The organism is Escherichia sp. 10290 (assembly GCF_030295155.1).
Taxonomy (GTDB): Bacteria; Pseudomonadota; Gammaproteobacteria; order Enterobacterales; family Enterobacteriaceae; genus Escherichia; species Escherichia coli_F.
Genome location: NZ_AP025741.1, coordinates 3275770 through 3292957, shown reverse-complemented (window position 1 = coordinate 3292957; position 17188 = coordinate 3275770). Strand labels below are relative to the sequence as shown.

Here is a 17188-nt window from a genome sequence, read left to right as displayed (position 1 = left end):
AAAAATGGCACTGAAGGTTAAATACCCGACTAAATCAGTCAAGTAAATAGTTGACCAATTTACTCGGGAATGTCAGACTTGACCCTGCTATGCAATACCCCCACTTTTACAATAAAAAACCCCGGGCAGGGGCGAGTTTGAGGTGAAGTAAGACATGAGACTGACATCTAAAGGGCGCTATGCCGTGACCGCAATGCTTGACGTTGCGCTCAACTCTGAAGCGGGCCCGGTACCGTTGGCTGATATTTCCGAACGTCAGGGAATTTCCCTTTCTTATCTGGAACAACTGTTTTCCCGTCTGCGTAAAAATGGTCTGGTTTCCAGCGTACGCGGGCCAGGCGGTGGTTATCTGTTAGGCAAAGATGCCAGCAGCATCGCCGTTGGCGAAGTAATTAGCGCCGTTGATGAATCTGTAGATGCTACCCGTTGTCAGGGTAAAGGCGGCTGCCAGGGGGGCGATAAATGCCTGACCCACGCGCTGTGGCGTGATTTGAGCGACCGCCTTACCGGTTTTCTCAACAACATTACTTTAGGCGAACTGGTTAATAACCAGGAAGTGCTGGATGTATCTGGTCGTCAGCATACTCACGACGCGCCACGCACCCGCACACAAGACGCGATCGACGTTAAGTTACGCGCTTAATTTAACCGTCCTGTTTCGTGTTGCATCTGCGTTGACTGCACATACTCACTCCGGTCACTTACTTATGTAAGCTCCCGGAGATTCGTAAGTTTGTCAACTTGCTGAAACCCGAAACAGTTAGGTTAAAGATAACAAGATATTAGAATCAGGCCGGGGCGTCTCGCGCTCCGTAAACACGGTCGTACATCCAGCCGGTAGCCTGGTTCCTTGCATTGAGTGATGTACGGAGTTTATAGAGCAATGAAATTACCGATTTATCTCGACTACTCCGCAACCACGCCGGTGGACCCGCGTGTTGCCGAGAAAATGATGCAGTTTATGACGATGGACGGAACCTTTGGTAACCCGGCCTCCCGTTCTCACCGTTTCGGCTGGCAGGCTGAAGAAGCGGTAGATATCGCTCGTAATCAGATTGCCGATCTGGTTGGCGCTGATCCGCGTGAAATTGTCTTTACCTCTGGTGCTACCGAATCTGACAACCTGGCGATCAAAGGTGCTGCTAACTTTTATCAGAAAAAAGGCAAGCACATCATCACCAGCAAAACCGAACACAAAGCGGTACTGGATACCTGCCGTCAGCTGGAGCGCGAAGGTTTTGAAGTCACTTACCTGGCACCGCAGCGTAACGGTATTATCGACCTGAAAGAACTCGAAGCAGCGATGCGTGACGACACCATCCTTGTTTCCATCATGCACGTAAATAACGAAATCGGCGTGGTGCAGGATATCGCGGCTATCGGTGAAATGTGCCGTGCTCGTGGCATTATCTATCATGTTGATGCAACCCAGAGCGTGGGCAAACTGCCTATCGACCTGAGCCAGTTGAAAGTTGACCTGATGTCTTTCTCCGGTCACAAAATCTACGGCCCGAAAGGTATCGGTGCGCTGTATGTGCGTCGTAAACCGCGCGTACGTATCGAAGCACAAATGCACGGCGGCGGTCACGAGCGCGGTATGCGTTCCGGTACTCTGCCTGTTCACCAGATCGTCGGTATGGGCGAAGCCTATCGCATCGCAAAAGAAGAGATGGCGACCGAGATGGAACGTCTGCGCGGCCTGCGTAACCGTCTGTGGAACGGCATCAAAGATATCGAAGAAGTTTACCTGAACGGTGACCTGGAACACGGTGCGCCGAACATTCTCAACGTCAGCTTCAATTACGTTGAAGGTGAGTCGCTGATTATGGCGCTGAAAGACCTTGCGGTTTCTTCCGGTTCTGCCTGTACGTCAGCAAGCCTCGAACCGTCCTACGTGCTGCGCGCGCTGGGGCTGAACGATGAGCTGGCACATAGCTCTATCCGTTTCTCTTTAGGTCGTTTTACTACTGAAGAAGAGATCGACTACACCATCGAGTTAGTTCGTAAATCCATCGGTCGTCTGCGTGACCTTTCTCCGCTGTGGGAAATGTACAAGCAGGGCGTGGATCTGAACAGCATCGAATGGGCACATCATTAATCGGTATCGGAATCAGGAGAATTTATAATGGCTTACAGTGAAAAAGTTATCGACCATTACGAGAATCCGCGTAACGTGGGTTCCTTTGACAACAACGACGAGAACGTCGGCAGTGGCATGGTGGGTGCACCGGCCTGTGGCGACGTGATGAAGTTGCAGATTAAAGTCAACGATGAAGGTATCATTGAAGACGCGCGTTTTAAAACTTACGGCTGCGGTTCCGCTATCGCTTCCAGCTCCCTGGTCACCGAATGGGTGAAAGGGAAGTCTCTCGACGAAGCACAGGCGATCAAAAACACCGATATTGCTGAAGAACTTGAACTGCCGCCGGTGAAAATTCACTGTTCTATTCTGGCAGAAGACGCGATCAAAGCCGCCATTGCGGACTATAAAAGCAAACGTGAAGCAAAATAAGAGTTGAGGTTTGGTTATGTCGATTACACTGAGCGACAGTGCAGCAGCGCGAGTAAATACCTTTCTGGCTAACCGCGGCAAAGGGTTTGGCCTGCGTCTGGGTGTGAGAACCTCCGGATGTTCAGGTATGGCTTATGTACTGGAATTTGTTGACGAACCGACGCCGGAAGACATCGTGTTTGAAGACAAAGGCGTGAAAGTCGTGGTCGATGGCAAAAGCCTGCAATTTCTGGACGGTACGCAACTGGATTTTGTAAAAGAAGGCCTGAACGAAGGGTTTAAATTTACCAACCCGAACGTCAAAGATGAGTGTGGTTGCGGCGAAAGCTTCCACGTTTGATGCGCATACCGATAACCCCACCGTGGTCAGCTGCGCGTGGGGTTTGTTTTACCTGATTCGTCGTTATTGCGGCGGATCGCAGCCCTGAGAATGTTATGGATTACTTCACCCTCTTTGGCTTGCCTGCCCGTTATCAACTCGATACCCAGGCACTGAGCCTGCGTTTTCAGGATCTACAACGTCAGTATCATCCTGATAAATTCGCCAGCGGAAGCCAGGCGGAACAACTCGCCGCCGTACAGCAATCTGCAACCATTAACCAGGCCTGGCAAACGCTGCGTCATCCGTTAATGCGCGCGGAATATTTACTTTCTTTGCACGGTTTTGATCTCGCCAGCGAGCAGCATACTGTGCGCGACACCGCGTTCCTGATGGAACAGCTGGAGCTGCGCGAAGAACTGGACGAGATCGAACAGGCGGAAGATGAAGCACGGCTGGAAAGCTTTATCAAACGTGTGAAAAAGATGTTTGATACCCGCCATCAGTTGATGGTTGAACAGTTAGACAACGAGACGTGGGACGCGGCGGCGGATACCGTGCGTAAGCTGCGTTTTCTCGATAAACTGCGAAGCAGTGCCGAACAACTCGAAGAAAAACTGCTCGATTTTTAATTTCTGGAAGCTAAACATGGCCTTATTACAAATTAGTGAACCTGGTTTGAGTGCTGCGCCGCATCAGCGTCGTCTGGCGGCCGGTATTGACCTGGGCACAACCAACTCGCTGGTGGCGACAGTACGCAGCGGTCAGGCCGAAACGTTAGCCGACCATGAAGGCCGTCACCTGCTGCCCTCTGTTGTTCACTATCAACAGCAGGGGCATTCGGTGGGTTATGACGCGCGCACTAACGCAGCGCTTGACACCGCCAACACCATTAGTTCTGTTAAACGCCTGATGGGGCGCTCGCTGGCTGATATCCAGCAACGCTACCCGCATTTGCCTTATCAATTCCAGGCCAGCGAAAACGGCTTGCCGATGATTGAAACAGCAGCGGGATTGCTGAATCCGGTGCGCGTTTCTGCGGACATCCTCAAAGCACTGGCGGCGCGGGCAACTGAAGCCCTGGCAGGCGACTTGGATGGTGTCGTTATCACCGTTCCGGCGTACTTTGACGATGCCCAGCGTCAGGGCACCAAAGACGCGGCGCGTCTGGCGGGGCTACATGTTCTGCGCTTGCTTAACGAACCGACCGCTGCGGCTATCGCCTACGGACTGGACTCCGGTCAGGAAGGCGTGATCGCTGTTTATGACCTCGGTGGCGGGACGTTTGATATTTCCATTCTGCGCTTAAGTCGCGGCGTGTTCGAAGTGCTGGCGACCGGCGGTGATTCCGCGCTCGGCGGTGATGACTTTGACCATCTGTTAGCAGATTACATTCGCGAACAGGCGGGCATTCCTGACCGTAGCGATAACCGCGTTCAGCGTGAACTGCTGGATGCCGCCATTGCGGCCAAAATCGCGCTGAGCGATGCGGACTCTGTGACCGTGAATGTTGCGGGCTGGCAGGGTGAAATCAGCCGTGAACAATTCAACGAACTGATCGCGCCATTGGTAAAACGAACCTTACTGGCTTGTCGTCGTGCGCTGAAAGACGCGGGCGTAGAAGCTGATGAAGTGCTGGAAGTGGTTATGGTTGGTGGTTCTACCCGCGTGCCGCTGGTGCGTGAACGGGTGGGTGAATTTTTCGGTCGTCCACCGCTGACTTCCATCGACCCGGATAAAGTCGTCGCTATTGGCGCGGCGATTCAGGCGGATATTCTGGTGGGTAACAAGCCGGACAGCGAAATGCTGTTGCTTGATGTGATCCCGCTGTCGCTGGGCCTGGAAACTATGGGCGGCCTGGTGGAGAAAGTGATCCCGCGTAACACCACAATTCCGGTGGCGCGCGCCCAGGATTTCACCACCTTTAAAGATGGTCAGACGGCGATGTCTATCCATGTAATGCAGGGTGAGCGTGAGCTGGTGCAGGACTGCCGCTCGCTGGCACGTTTTGCGCTGCGTGGTATTCCGGCGCTACCGGCTGGCGGCGCGCATATTCGCGTAACGTTTCAGGTCGATGCTGATGGTCTTTTGAGCGTGACGGCGATGGAGAAATCCACCGGCGTTGAGGCGTCTATTCAGGTTAAACCGTCTTATGGTCTGACCGACAGTGAAATCGCCTCGATGATCAAAGACTCAATGAGCTATGCCGAGCAGGACGTAAAAGCCCGTATGCTGGCTGAACAAAAAGTAGAAGCGGCGCGTGTGCTGGAAAGTTTGCACGGCGCGCTGGCTGCTGATGCCGCGCTGTTAAGCGCCGCAGAACGTCAGGTCATTGACGATGCTGCCGCTCACCTGAGTGAAGTGGCGCAGGGCGATGATGTTGACGCCATCGAACAAGCGATTAAAAACGTAGACAAACAAACCCAGGATTTCGCCGCTCGCCGCATGGACCAGTCGGTTCGTCGTGCGCTGAAGGGCCATTCCGTGGACGAGGTTTAATATGCCAAAGATTGTTATTTTGCCTCATCAGGATCTCTGTCCTGATGGCGCTGTTCTGGAAGCGAATAGCGGTGAAACCATTCTCGACGTTGCGCTGCGTAACGGCATCGAGATTGAACACGCCTGTGAAAAATCCTGTGCTTGCACCACCTGCCACTGCATCGTTCGTGAAGGTTTTGATTCGCTGCCGGAAAGCTCAGAGCAGGAAGACGACATGCTGGACAAAGCCTGGGGGCTGGAGCCGGAAAGCCGTTTAAGCTGCCAGGCGCGCGTTACCGACGAAGATTTAGTGGTCGAAATCCCGCGTTACACTATCAACCATGCGCGTGAGCATTAACAGAGGTTAGTATGGGACTTAAGTGGACCGATAGCCGCGAAATTGGCGAAGCACTGTACGATGCATATCCCGATCTTGATCCGAAAACGGTTCGATTCACCGATATGCATCAGTGGATTTGCGATCTGGAAGATTTCGACGACGACCCGCAGGCGTCCAACGAGAAAATCCTCGAAGCGATTTTATTAGTCTGGCTGGACGAAGCCGAGTGATTTCCGCGTCATGCTTCACGCCGCAGATGCGTTGGCTGCGCTCGTTCACCCCAGTCACATAGTTATCTATGCTCCTGGGGCTTCACTCACTTGCCGCCTTCCTGCAACGCGAATCATTTAGCGGAAAAATCCTGGGGCTGCCAACTGGCGGCCCTTTTACAAATAAGGATAACTAAAATGACAGAAGCGATGAAGATTACCCTCTCGACCCAACCTGCCGACGCGCGCTGGGGAGAAAAAGCGACTTACAGCATTAATAATGATGGTATTACCCTGCATTTGAACGGGGCAGACGATCTGGGGCTGATCCAGCGTGCGGCGCGCAAGATTGACGGTCTGGGCATCAAGCATGTTCAGCTAAGCGGTGATGGCTGGGATGCGGATCGTTGCTGGGCATTCTGGCAAGGTTACAAAGCCCCGAAAGGCACGCGTAAAGTGGAGTGGCCGGATCTGAACGATGCCCAGCGTCAGGAATTGGATAACCGCCTGATGATCATCGACTGGGTGCGTGACACCATCAACGCACCGGCAGAAGAACTGGGGCCATCGCAACTGGCACAGCGTGCTGTTGATCTGATCAGCAACGTCGCAGGCGATCGTGTGACTTACCGGATCACCAAAGGTGAAGATCTTCGTGATCAAGGTTATATGGGGCTGCACACTGTCGGGCGTGGTTCAGAACGTTCCCCGGTATTGCTGGCGCTGGATTATAACCCAACTGGCGATAAAGAAGCGCCGGTGTACGCGTGCCTGGTAGGTAAAGGCATCACCTTTGATTCCGGCGGCTACAGCATCAAACAGACCGCGTTTATGGACTCAATGAAGTCTGACATGGGCGGTGCGGCAACGGTTACCGGGGCGCTGGCATTTGCCATTACGCGCGGTCTGAACAAGCGCGTGAAGCTGTTCCTCTGCTGTGCGGATAACCTGATTAGCGGCAACGCGTTCAAACTGGGGGATATCATTACCTATCGCAACGGTAAAAAAGTCGAAGTCATGAACACCGATGCGGAAGGGCGTCTGGTTCTGGCAGATGGACTGATTGACGCCAGTGCGCAGAAACCGGAACTGATTATCGATGCCGCGACACTCACCGGTGCGGCGAAAACCGCGCTGGGTAATGATTATCACGCGCTGTTCAGTTTTGACGATGCGCTGGCCGGTCGCCTACTGGAGAGTGCCGCCCAGGAGAACGAACCGTTCTGGCGTCTGCCGCTGGCGGAGTTCCACCGTAGCCAGCTGCCATCTAACTTTGCGGAACTGAACAATACCGGAAGTGCGGCGTATCCGGCGGGTGCAAGTACGGCGGCGGGCTTCCTGTCGCACTTTGTTGAGAACTATAAACAAGGTTGGCTGCATATCGACTGTTCGGCGACTTACCGTAAAGCACCAGTTGAACAGTGGTCTGCGGGTGCGACCGGGCTGGGTGTGCGCACGATTGCTAATCTGTTAACGGCGTAAACTAATATGCCGGATGCGGCGTAAACGCCTTATCCGGCCTACAAAGTATTGTGAATTCAAAAAATTGCGATTCCCTTGTAGGCCTGATAAGCGTAGCGCATCAGGCACTTGTGCCCCGAACGTTGAATGAATTGTGGTTCTTATGTCCGAAACAAAAAACGAACTTGAAGACCTGCTGGAAAAAGCAGCAACTGAACCGGCGCACCGTCCGGCCTTTTTCCGTACTCTACTGGGATCCACCGTCTGGGTGCCTGGTACGGCGGCGCAGGGCGAGGCTGTGGTTGAAGATAGCGCGCTTGATTTACAGCACTGGGAAAAAGAAGACGGCACCAGCGTCATTCCTTTTTTCACCTCGTTAGAAGCACTTCAACAGGCGGTTGAAGACGAACAGGCATTTGTCGTAATGCCCGTTCGCACATTGTTTGAGATGACCCTTGGCGAAACGCTCTTCCTTAATGCCAAACTGCCAACCGGTAAAGAATTTATGCCGCGTGAAATCAGTTTGCTGATTGGTGAAGAAGGGAATCCGCTGAGCAGTCAGGAAGTACTGGAAGGCGGTGAATCGCTGATATTATCGGAGGTTGCAGAGCCGCCAGCGCAAATGATTGATTCACTTACCACCTTATTTAAAACCATTAAGCCGGTGAAGCGTGCTTTTATTTGTTCAATTAAAGAGAACGAAGAGGCACAGCCTAATTTACTTATTGGCATTGAAGCCGATGGTGATATCGAAGAAATTATTCAGGCGGCGGGAAGTGTAGCGACCGATACATTACCTGGCGATGAACCCATCGATATTTGTCAGGTGAAAAAAGGGGAAAAAGGAATTAGCCACTTTATTACCGAACATATTGCGCCATTCTATGAACGTCGCTGGGGGGGATTCCTGCGTGATTTTAAACAGAATCGAATAATTTAAAATATGCCGCCCCAAAGGGCGGCATTCGGGCTTACTTGCTGTTCTGAAGGTTGTTAACCATCAGTAAATTGTTGCCGGAGGGACTCCGGTTATTATTTACCTCGGTTAACAGCGCACCAGAAACAATAAGTACGATACAGAAGTACCGTATCTTCATTGTGCGGTCCATGCGAAGACCGCATCACGACAGCACCACTGGCGATATTGCCGCGATAGCAAGCGCTGTGGGGTGCCTGCATTTACGGTCATGGAACATCCTTTCCTAAAGCCAGCGCCCGTTTGCGAGACGGCGAAAAGGGCCGTCACGAATAATACCCTCATATTTGAATAATTACTCTATTTATTATCTTGACTTAGCCAGGCATAAAAGAGAGTATTTCAACACTGTGGGGTGCCTGCGTTGCTCCGGCAACACAAGTCAACCTGCTGGAAAGGCCGCGAACCAGACCAGCAATAAAAAACCGCCAAATTCGGCGGTTTTTTATTGCCTGTAAAAAGCTTATTTCTCTGGCTCAACCGGTAAATCGGCCCGTGCGCCCCATTCACTCCATGCGCCGTCGTACAGTTTCACGTTTGGCACATCCAGCGTCGCGAGTGCTAACAAAACCACGGCTGCCGTTACACCAGAACCGCAACTGACGATAATTGGTTTGTCGTAGCTGACACCGCGACCAAAAAATATCGCATCCAGTTCATCGGTCGTTTTTAGTTCGCCTTCACGTACCAGTTCTGTCCACGGAACGTTCAACGCGCCGGGAATGTGCCCGCGACGTAAACCTGGGCGAGGTTCATCAACTTCTGCATTAAAACGTGCAGCCGGGCGGGCATCAATAATTTGCGCCGTATTTTCATGGCTTGCCAATAACACATCGGTTACTTTCACCACAGCCTCAGGATTAAACGCAGCGTTAAACTCACCTTCTCGCAGCGCTACTGCACCTTCTTCTAATAACAGATCATCACGCTGCCAACCTGCAAGTCCACCACCCAGAATCGACACTTTCTCTACACCAAAGGTGCGCAGCATCCACCATGCGCGTGGGGCTGAGAAAAGATTACCTTCGTCATAGACAATCAGGTGCTTATCCTGGTTAACGCCTAACTCACGCATTGCAACGGCGAACGTTTCCGGGCGCGGCAGCATGTGCGGAAGCGGGGAATTGTGATCAGAAAGCGCTTCGATATCGAAAAACACTGCGCCGGGAATATGTCCATTCAGATACTCCTGGGCAACGTTACGATCTTCCTGTCCAGGCGGTGCCATGCGGGCATCGATAATCTGAATTTCCGGGTCATCAATATGTTCGGCGAGCCAGTCGGCTCCTACAAACCATGTCGTGGACATAGGCATCTCCATTTTTGCCGGGTTAGGCTAAATTGTCGGATGTTTAGTGAAAAGCGACAAGCAAAAGAGGCTAATTTGGCTGTCTGAGCCACAATTCTCACTAAAATTCGGATTCCATGGGCACGATACTGAATTACATAACGTAAATTCTCACGCATAATAATTATTCGACGTTGCTAACGGGCCATTGTGGCAGGGATGAAAAATGAAAAAGTTACGCGTAGCCGCCTGCATGCTAATGCTGGCGCTGGCAGGGTGCGACAACAACGATAACGCGCCAACAGCGGTGAAAAAAGATGCACCTTCTGAAGTTACTAAAGCGGCATCTTCAAAAAACGCGAGTTCAGCAAAACTCTCTGCACCGGAGAGACAAAAACTGGCACAACAGAGTGCCGGTAAGGCGCTGACATTGCTGGATCTCTCTGAAGTCCAACTCGATGGCGCAGCCACGCTGGTGCTGACCTTCTCTATCCCTCTCGACCCGGATCAGGATTTCTCGCGCGTTATTCACGTCGTCGATAAAAAAAGCGGCAAAGTGGATGGGGCCTGGGAGCTGTCAGATAATCTTAAAGAGCTGCGTTTATGCCACCTCGAGCCGAAACGTGATTTGATCGTTACTATTGGCAAGGAGGTCAAGGCACTCAACAACGCAACCTTCAGTAAAGATTACGAAAAAACTATAACTACCCGCGATATCCAGCCCAGCGTCGGTTTTGCCAGCCGTGGTTCGCTGCTGCCTGGAAAAGTCATTGAAGGGCTGCCGGTAATGGCGCTCAATGTTAACAATGTCGATGTTAACTTCTTCCGTGTTAAGCCAGAATCTCTGCCAGCATTTATTAGCCAATGGGAATACCGAAATTCGCTGGCGAACTGGCAGTCAGACAAACTGCTGCAAATGGCGGATCTGGTTTATACCGGACGTTTTGATCTCAATCCTGCGCGTAACACCCGTGAAAAATTATTGCTGCCGCTGGGTGATATCAAACCGCTTCAGCAGGCGGGTGTGTATCTGGCTGTGATGAATCAGGCTGGACGTTACGATTACAGTAATCCCGCGACGCTGTTTACATTAAGTGATATCGGCGTATCGGCCCACCGTTATCACAATCGTCTGGATATCTTTACCCAAAGCCTGGAAAACGGCGCGGCCCAGCAAGGAGTTGAAGTCTCATTATTAAATGAGAAAGGGCAGACTCTGACTCAGGCAACCAGTGATGCCCAGGGGCATGTGCAGCTGGAAAATGATAAAAACGCGGCATTACTGTTGGCGCGTAAAGACGGTCAGACAACGCTACTCGATTTAAAACTTCCGGCGCTGGACTTAGCAGAATTTAACATTGCTGGCGCGCCAGGCTATAACAAACAGTTTTTCATGTTTGGCCCGCGCGATCTTTATCGCCCGGGTGAAACAGTCATCCTTAATGGTTTATTGCGTGATGCAGACGGTAAAGCGTTGCCCGATCAACCCATCAAGCTGGACGTAATTAAACCCGACGGGCAGGTACTCAGGAGCGTCGTTAGTCAGCCGGCGAATGGCCTCTATCACTTTACCTGGCCACTCGATAGTAATGCGGCCACCGGCATGTGGCATATCCGAGCCAACACGGGCGATAACCAGTATCGGATGTGGGATTTCCACGTCGAAGATTTTATGCCAGAGCGCATGGCGCTGAATCTGAACGGTGAGAAAACCCCGCTAACGCCGAAAGATGAAGTGAAATTCTCCGTGGTGGGTTACTACCTGTACGGGGCGCCTGCTAATGGTAATACTTTGCAAGGGCAACTTTTCCTGCGCCCACTGCGTGAAGCTGTGTCAGCCTTACCTGGTTTCGAATTCGGCGATATAGCTGCTGAAAACCTTTCGCGCACGCTGGATGAAGTTCAGTTGACGCTGGATGATAAAGGGCGCGGCGAAGTTTCTACAGAAAGCCAGTGGAAGGAAACGCATTCCCCATTACAGGTTATTTTCCAGGGCAGTTTGCTGGAGTCTGGCGGTCGCCCGGTGACGCGCCGTGCTGAGCAGGCTATCTGGCCTGCCGATGCATTGCCGGGGATCCGTCCGCAATTCGCCTCGAAATCGGTTTACGATTATCGCACTGACAGTACGGTAAAACAGCCCATTGTTGATGAAGGCAGTAACGCCGCTTTTGACATCGTATATAGCGATGCACAGGGCGTCAAAAAAGCTGTGTCTGGCTTACAAGTGCGCCTGATTCGCGAACGCCGCGATTACTACTGGAACTGGTCAGAAGATGAAGGCTGGCAGTCACAGTTTGATCAAAAAGATCTGATCGAAAATGAACAAACACTGGATCTTCAGGCTGATGAAACCGGTAAAGTCAGTTTCCCGGTAGAGTGGGGCGCTTATCGTCTGGAAGTCAAAGCGCCGAATGAAGCGGTCAGTAGTGTGCGTTTCTGGGCTGGCTATAGCTGGCAGGACAATAGCGACGGTAGCGGTGCTGTGCGACCAGACCGTGTCACGCTGAAACTGGATAAAGCCAGTTATCGCCCTGGTGATACCATTAAGTTGCACATTGCCGCGCCAACGGCGGGTAAAGGCTATGCGATGGTCGAGTCCAGTGAAGGGCCGCTGTGGTGGCAGGAGATTGATGTTCCGGCACAAGGGCTGGATCTGACGATTCCGGTCGATAAAACCTGGAATCGTCATGATCTTTATTTAAGTACACTGGTGGTACGTCCTGGCGATAAATCCCGCTCCGCGACGCCAAAACGCGCAGTTGGCGTGTTGCATTTGCCGCTTGGCGATGAAAACCGTCGTCTCGATCTGGCGCTGGAAACTCCAGCGAAAATACGCCCCAATCAGCCATTAACCGTGAAAATTAAAGCCAGCAATAAAAATGGTGAGATGCCAAAACAGGTGAATGTGCTGGTGTCTGCGGTTGATAGCGGTGTGCTGAATATTACTGATTATGTCACGCCAGATCCGTGGCAGGCATTCTTTGGTCAGAAACGCTATGGCGCAGATATTTACGATATTTACGGTCAGGTCATTGAAGGTCAGGGGCGTCTGGCAGCTCTGCGTTTTGGTGGCGATGGTGATGAACTGAAACGCGGGGGTAAACCGCCAGTAAATCACGTCAATATTGTTGCGCAACAGGCGCTACCGGTAACACTCAACGAACAGGGCGAAGGCACGGTTACATTGCCGATTGGTGATTTTAACGGTGAATTGCGCGTCATGGCACAAGCATGGACGGCAGATGATTTCGGTAGCAACGAAAGCAAAGTGGTTGTTGCCGCACCGGTGATAGCAGAACTGAACATGCCGCGCTTTATGGCCGGCGGTGACACCTCACGTCTGACACTGGATATCACTAATCTTACCGAAAAACCGCAAAAACTGAACGTTGCTCTGACCGCCAGTGGCTTGCTTGAACTGGTTAGCGATTCACCCGCAGCCGTTGAATTAGCGCCGGGCGTGCGAACCACGCTGTTTATCCCGGTGCGAGCATTGCCGGGTTATGGTGATGGTGAAATTCAGGCCACTATTAGCGGGTTAGCGTTACCGGGCGAAACCGCTGCCGATCAGCATAAGCAGTGGAAAATGGGTGTCCGTCCGGCATTTCCGGCACAAACCGTCAATTACGGTACGGCGTTGCAGCCTGGTGAGACATGGGCGATTCCAGCTGATGGATTGCAAAACTTCTCGCCTGTTACGCTGGAAGGGCAATTGTTGTTGAGCGGCAAACCACCGTTGAATATTGCACGTTATATCAAAGAGTTAAAAGCGTATCCGTACGGTTGTCTGGAGCAAACCGCCAGCGGCCTGTTCCCGTCACTTTACACCAACGCAGCCCAACTGCAGGCGTTGGGAATCAAAGGCGACAGTGATGAGAAGCGCCGTGCGGCAGTCGATATCGGCATTTCTCGTTTACTGCAAATGCAACGTGATAACGGTGGCTTTGCGCTGTGGGATAAAAACGGTGATGAAGAGTACTGGCTGACGGCTTACGTGATGGATTTCCTGGTCCGCGCAGGTGAGCAGGGTTACAGCGTGCCGACAGAAGCCATTAACCGGGGGAATGAGCGTCTACTGCGCTATTTACAAGATCCGGGCATGATGTCGATTCCGTATGCGGATAATCTCAAAGCCAGTAAATTCGCCGTACAGTCTTACGCTGCGCTGGTGCTGGCCCGTCAGCAAAAGGCACCGCTGGGTGCGCTGCGTGAAATCTGGGAGCATCGTGCCGATGCTGCGTCTGGATTACCGCTGCTGCAACTTGGCGTTGCGCTGAAAACCATGGGCGATGCAACGCGTGGTGAAGAAGCGATTGTGCTGGCGCTGAAAACGCCGCGCAATAGTGATGAGCGGATATGGCTGGGTGATTACGGTAGTCCACTGCGCGACAACGCATTGATGCTCTCCTTGCTGGAAGAGAACAAATTGCTACCCGATGAGCAGTACCCTCTGCTGAACACACTTTCGCAGCAGGCGTTCGGTGAACGCTGGTTATCAACTCAGGAAAGTAACGCGTTGTTCCTGGCTGCCCGTACGATTCAGGATTTACCGGGCAAATGGCAGGCGCAAACGTCTTTCTCTGCTGAGCTGCTGACAGGTGAGAAAGCGCAAACCAGCAATCTGAATAGCGATCAACTTGCCACCTTACAGGTGACCAACAGTGGCGATCAGCCGTTATGGCTGCGTGTGGATGCCAGCGGTTATCCGCAATCCGCCCCTTTACCGGCGAGCAATGTGCTGCAAATCGAGCGCCATATTCTTGGCACTGACGGTAAGAGCAAATCGCTGGATTCGTTACGTAGCGGCGATCTGGTACTGGTCTGGTTGCAGGTCAAAGCCAGTAACAGCGTGCCGGATGCTTTGGTCGTTGATTTACTGCCTGCTGGCCTGGAACTGGAAAACCAGAACCTGGCTAACGGCAGCGCCAGCCTGGAGCAAAGTGGTAGCGAAGTGCAAAACCTACTCAGTCAAATGCAACAAGCGAACATTAAGCATATTGAGTTTCGTGACGATCGCTTTGTGGCGGCGGTTGCCGTTGATGAATATCAACCAGTCACGCTGGTGTATCTGGCGCGGGCGGTAACGCCGGGAACATACAATGTTCCGCAACCAATGGTGGAATCGATGTATGTTCCCCACTGGCGGGCGACTGGCGCGGCTGAAGATCTGTTGATTGTCAGACCGTAAATGCCTCGCCTGTTAACCAAACGCGGCTGCTGGATAGCGCTGGCAGCTGCGCCTTTTCTCCTTTTTTTTGCCGCGTGGGGAGCAGATAAACTCTGGCCTCTACCATTGCATGAAGTCAATCCCGCACGCGTAGTCGTGGCGCAGGATGGTACGCCACTCTGGCGTTTCGCCGATGCTGAGGGCATCTGGCGCTATCCGGTAACCATCGAAGATGTCTCTCCGCGTTACCTTGAAGCACTGATCAATTATGAAGATCGCTGGTTCTGGAAGCATCCGGGGGTAAATCCATTCTCGGTGGCGCGCGCAGCATGGCAAGATCTCACTTCGGGACGGATTATTTCCGGCGGCAGCACACTCACCATGCAGGTTGCTCGTCTGCTTGATCCTCACCCCAAAACTTTTGGCGGCAAAATTCGCCAGCTCTGGCGCGCGTTTCAACTGGAATGGCACTTGTCTAAACGTGACATTCTGACCTTGTATCTTAATCGCGCTCCGTTTGGTGGTACGTTGCAGGGGATCGGTGCGGCAAGCTGGGCATATCTCGGAAAATCGCCTGCGAATTTAAGCTATTCCGAGGCGGCAATGTTAGCGGTGTTACCGCAAGCGCCCAGCCGACTGCGTCCGGATCGCTGGCCGGAACGTGCCGAGGCCGCACGTAATAAAGTGCTCAATCGGATGGCTGCGCAAGGTGTGTGGTCCCGTGAGCAGGTAAAAGAATCTAGTGAAGAGCCCATCTGGTTGGCACCCCGACAAATGCCGCAACTGGCACCGCTGTTTTCGCGCATGATGCTCGGTAAAAGCAAAAGCGACAAAATCGTTACTACGCTGGATGCTGGTTTACAGCGTCGTCTGGAAGAACTGGCGCAAAACTGGAAAGGACGATTGCCACCGCGCAGTTCGTTGGCAATGATCGTTGTTGATCATACTGATATGAGTGTGCGCGGCTGGGTAGGATCGGTTGATCTTAATGATGATTCCCGCTTTGGGCATGTCGATATGGTCAATGCGATCCGATCGCCGGGGTCGGTACTCAAACCGTTTGTTTATGGTCTGGCGCTGGATGAAGGCTTGATCCACCCTGCATCGCTGTTGCAAGACGTTCCCCGGCGCACTGGTGATTATCGACCAGGCAACTTTGACAGCGGTTTTCATGGCCCGATCAGCATGAGTGAGGCGCTGGTGCGCTCGCTGAATTTACCTGCTGTGCAGGTGCTGGAAGCCTATGGACCGAAACGGTTTGCGGCAAAGTTACGCAATGTTGGATTGCCGTTATATCTGCCCAATGGCGCTGCGCCGAATCTTTCGCTCATTCTCGGCGGCGCAGGTGCAAAACTGGAGGATATGGCTGCAGCGTATACCGCATTTGCTCGCCACGGTAAGGCGGGTAAGTTGCGCTTACAGCCGGGGGACCCATTACTTGAGCGATCGTTAATGTCGCCGGGGGCCGCGTGGATTATCCGCCGTATTATGGCAGATGAAGCGCAGCCGCTTCCGGATGGCGCTTTGCCACGCGTCGTACCACTGGCGTGGAAAACAGGAACCAGTTATGGCTATCGCGATGCATGGGCTATTGGCGTTAACGCTCGTTACGTAATTGGGATCTGGACTGGCAGACCGGACGGTACGCCCGTTGTCGGTCAGTTTGGCTTTGCCAGCGCCGTACCGCTGTTGAATCAGGTCAATAATATCTTACTGTCGCGCAGTGCGAATCTGCCGGAAGACCCGCGTCCTGATTCTGTAAGCCGTGGCGTTATCTGCTGGCCGGGTGGGCAATCATTGCCAGAAGGTGACAGTAATTGCCGCCGACGTCTTGCCACCTGGTTGCTCGAAGGTAGCCAGCCACCAACATTACTTTTACCGGAGCAGGAAGGAATAAGTGGGATTCGTTTCCCCATCTGGCTTGATGAGCAAGGTAAACGTGTTGCTGCTGATTGTCCTCAGGCTCGACAAGAAATGATTAATGTCTGGCCATTACCACTTGAACCCTGGCTACCTGCTGCTGAACGACGAGTAGCGCGCTTACCTGGGGCATCAACAAATTGCCCGCCGTATGGTCGTGATGCTCAGGTACCTTTACAGTTGATTGGTGTGCGTGATGGCGTAATTATCAAACGTCTGCCAGGAGCTACTGATGCGTCATTACCAGTACAATTAAGCGGAGGAACAGGCGAACGCTGGTGGTTTCTTAATGGTGAACCGTTAGCTGAACGCGGGCGTAACGTGACTCTGCATTTGACAGAGAAAGGCGATTATCAATTGCTGGTAATGGACGAAATGGGGCAGGTGGCGACAGTGAGATTTGTCATGCAGTAGTCTGTTTTGCTCATATTTGTTGCTTAAACTCGTTTTATTTTAAAAAAATGTTACCTTCATCAATAGTCAACGGCCTTGTTGCTCATTATAATCCGCGCCATCTC

14 protein-coding genes are annotated in these 17188 nt (G+C 52.4%); 12 read left to right on the top strand and 2 right to left on the bottom strand.

Going from position 1 to position 17188, the window contains the following annotated elements:
• Window positions 1-154: 154 nt before the first annotated feature.
• From iscR to sseB, 10 genes are all read left to right on the top strand, one after another.
• On the top strand, window positions 155-643 hold the full coding sequence (gene iscR, locus QUE74_RS16625) for a Fe-S cluster assembly transcriptional regulator IscR (protein ID WP_001241357.1): 489 nt from the start codon (window positions 155-157) through the stop codon (window positions 641-643).
• Window positions 644-883: 240 nt separating this feature from the next.
• Complete coding sequence (gene iscS, locus QUE74_RS16620) at window positions 884-2098, top strand: cysteine desulfurase (RefSeq protein ID WP_001295373.1); 1215 nt, start codon at window positions 884-886, stop codon at window positions 2096-2098.
• A 27-nt stretch (window positions 2099-2125) separates the two neighbouring features.
• On the top strand, window positions 2126-2512 hold the full coding sequence (gene iscU, locus QUE74_RS16615; protein WP_000331707.1) for a Fe-S cluster assembly scaffold IscU: 387 nt from the start codon (window positions 2126-2128) through the stop codon (window positions 2510-2512).
• A gap of 16 nt (window positions 2513-2528) precedes the next feature.
• Window positions 2529-2852 (top strand): iron-sulfur cluster assembly protein IscA, encoded by a 324-nt coding sequence (gene iscA, locus QUE74_RS16610; protein ID WP_000028953.1) that lies wholly within the window; start codon window positions 2529-2531, stop codon window positions 2850-2852.
• 95 nt (window positions 2853-2947) lie between these two features.
• The gene (hscB, locus tag QUE74_RS16605) at window positions 2948-3463 is read left to right on the top strand and encodes a co-chaperone HscB (RefSeq protein ID WP_000384409.1); all 516 of its coding nucleotides are present in this window, start codon (window positions 2948-2950) and stop codon (window positions 3461-3463) included.
• Between the two features lie 16 nt (window positions 3464-3479).
• Entirely contained in the window at window positions 3480-5330 is a 1851-nt protein-coding gene (gene hscA / locus QUE74_RS16600) for a Fe-S protein assembly chaperone HscA (RefSeq protein ID WP_001196587.1), read from the top strand.
• A gap of 1 nt (window position 5331) precedes the next feature.
• Entirely contained in the window at window positions 5332-5667 is a 336-nt protein-coding gene (gene fdx, locus QUE74_RS16595) for an ISC system 2Fe-2S type ferredoxin (RefSeq protein ID WP_001124471.1), read from the top strand.
• A gap of 11 nt (window positions 5668-5678) precedes the next feature.
• On the top strand, window positions 5679-5879 hold the full coding sequence (gene iscX / locus QUE74_RS16590; RefSeq protein WP_000523616.1) for a Fe-S cluster assembly protein IscX: 201 nt from the start codon (window positions 5679-5681) through the stop codon (window positions 5877-5879).
• Between the two features lie 177 nt (window positions 5880-6056).
• The gene (pepB, locus tag QUE74_RS16585; RefSeq protein ID WP_000133558.1) at window positions 6057-7340 is read left to right on the top strand and encodes an aminopeptidase PepB; all 1284 of its coding nucleotides are present in this window, start codon (window positions 6057-6059) and stop codon (window positions 7338-7340) included.
• A 142-nt stretch (window positions 7341-7482) separates the two neighbouring features.
• A complete protein-coding gene (sseB, locus tag QUE74_RS16575; RefSeq protein ID WP_001354817.1) occupies window positions 7483-8259 on the top strand; it encodes an enhanced serine sensitivity protein SseB in 777 nt (258 codons plus the stop codon).
• 31 nt (window positions 8260-8290) lie between these two features.
• Here sseB and timP read toward each other — a convergent pair whose 3' ends face one another.
• Window positions 8291-8416: a small toxic inner membrane protein TimP gene (gene timP, locus QUE74_RS16570; protein WP_244591678.1), complete on the bottom strand. Its 126-nt coding sequence runs from the start codon at window positions 8414-8416 to the stop codon at window positions 8291-8293.
• A 342-nt stretch (window positions 8417-8758) separates the two neighbouring features.
• Complete coding sequence (gene sseA / locus QUE74_RS16565) at window positions 8759-9604, bottom strand: 3-mercaptopyruvate sulfurtransferase (RefSeq protein ID WP_000108599.1); 846 nt, start codon at window positions 9602-9604, stop codon at window positions 8759-8761.
• Between the two features lie 205 nt (window positions 9605-9809).
• Between sseA and yfhM the strand changes: the two genes are divergently transcribed.
• Window positions 9810-14771 (top strand): alpha2-macroglobulin, encoded by a 4962-nt coding sequence (yfhM, locus tag QUE74_RS16560; protein ID WP_000736366.1) that lies wholly within the window; start codon window positions 9810-9812, stop codon window positions 14769-14771.
• A complete protein-coding gene (pbpC, locus tag QUE74_RS16555; protein WP_001137629.1) occupies window positions 14772-17084 on the top strand; it encodes a peptidoglycan glycosyltransferase PbpC in 2313 nt (770 codons plus the stop codon).
• Window positions 17085-17188 lie beyond the last annotated feature (104 nt).

Bases quoted from the DNA above. Each gene is read 5' to 3' on its own strand.
- iscS (WP_001295373.1), top strand. From the start codon at position 884: ATGAAATTACCGATTTATCTCGACTACTCCGCAACCACGCCGGTGGAC.
- iscA (WP_000028953.1), top strand. From the start codon at position 2,529: ATGTCGATTACACTGAGCGACAGTGCAGCAGCGCGAGTAAATACCTTT.
- sseB (WP_001354817.1), top strand. From the start codon at position 7,483: ATGTCCGAAACAAAAAACGAACTTGAAGACCTGCTGGAAAAAGCAGCA.
- iscU (WP_000331707.1), top strand. From the start codon at position 2,126: ATGGCTTACAGTGAAAAAGTTATCGACCATTACGAGAATCCGCGTAAC.
- timP (WP_244591678.1), bottom strand. From the start codon at position 8,416: ATGAAGATACGGTACTTCTGTATCGTACTTATTGTTTCTGGTGCGCTG.
- pbpC (WP_001137629.1), top strand. From the start codon at position 14,772: ATGCCTCGCCTGTTAACCAAACGCGGCTGCTGGATAGCGCTGGCAGCT.
- sseA (WP_000108599.1), bottom strand. From the start codon at position 9,604: ATGTCCACGACATGGTTTGTAGGAGCCGACTGGCTCGCCGAACATATT.
- fdx (WP_001124471.1), top strand. From the start codon at position 5,332: ATGCCAAAGATTGTTATTTTGCCTCATCAGGATCTCTGTCCTGATGGC.
- pepB (WP_000133558.1), top strand. From the start codon at position 6,057: ATGACAGAAGCGATGAAGATTACCCTCTCGACCCAACCTGCCGACGCG.
- iscX (WP_000523616.1), top strand. From the start codon at position 5,679: ATGGGACTTAAGTGGACCGATAGCCGCGAAATTGGCGAAGCACTGTAC.
- hscB (WP_000384409.1), top strand. From the start codon at position 2,948: ATGGATTACTTCACCCTCTTTGGCTTGCCTGCCCGTTATCAACTCGAT.
- yfhM (WP_000736366.1), top strand. From the start codon at position 9,810: ATGAAAAAGTTACGCGTAGCCGCCTGCATGCTAATGCTGGCGCTGGCA.
- iscR (WP_001241357.1), top strand. From the start codon at position 155: ATGAGACTGACATCTAAAGGGCGCTATGCCGTGACCGCAATGCTTGAC.
- hscA (WP_001196587.1), top strand. From the start codon at position 3,480: ATGGCCTTATTACAAATTAGTGAACCTGGTTTGAGTGCTGCGCCGCAT.